General features: G+C 39.6%; 1 pseudogene. It reads left to right on the top strand.

From position 1 onward, the window contains the following. A pseudogene (locus LJD32_RS15035) lies at positions 1 to 667 on the top strand (hypothetical protein); the annotation flags it as partial.

Raw genomic sequence — 667 nt, 5'->3', positions numbered from 1 at the left:
AGTGGACAAAGTAAAAGACTAGAAGCAATAAGAATCAAACTGACAGATGAATTAGCAGAAAACTATGATATCTACTATAGGGTGCATGCACAAGAATTTGGCTGGCTAGGCTGGGCAAAGAATGGAGAGAGTGCAGGGACAGCAGGATATTCATACAGATTGGAAGCAATAGAAGTCAAACTTGTAGAAAAAGGTGGAAAAGCACCAGGAAGTACACAGGATGCATACAGACAAAGATATGTAAGCTATCAGACACATGTTCAAGATATTGGATGGCAAGGAATAAAATATGATGGAGAAGAAGCAGGAACAAGTGGACAAAGTAAAAGACTAGAAGCCATCAATATCAGTTTAAGCAATCCATTATACAGTGGATCAATCGAATATCAAACACATGTCCAAGACATTGGATGGCAAGGATGGAAAGCCAATGGACAAATGGCAGGAACAAGTGGACAAAGTAAAAGACTAGAAGCGATAAGAATCAAGCTAACAGGAGAGATGGCAAAACAATATGACATCTACTATAGAGTACATTCACAAGAATTTGGCTGGCTAGGCTGGGCAAAGAATGGAGAGAGTGCAGGAACGGAAGGATATTCATATAGACTTGAAGCAATCCAAATCCAACTTGTAAAAAAAGGAAGCAGTGCACCAGGAAGTACAA

The sequence above is a fragment of the Faecalibacillus sp. TM498 genome (assembly GCF_020589955.1).
Taxonomy (GTDB): Bacteria; Bacillota_I; Bacilli_A; order Erysipelotrichales; family Coprobacillaceae; genus Faecalibacillus; species Faecalibacillus intestinalis.
Note: the sequence above shows the minus strand (reverse complement) of the source record. Positions and strands in the feature narration are given on the sequence as shown.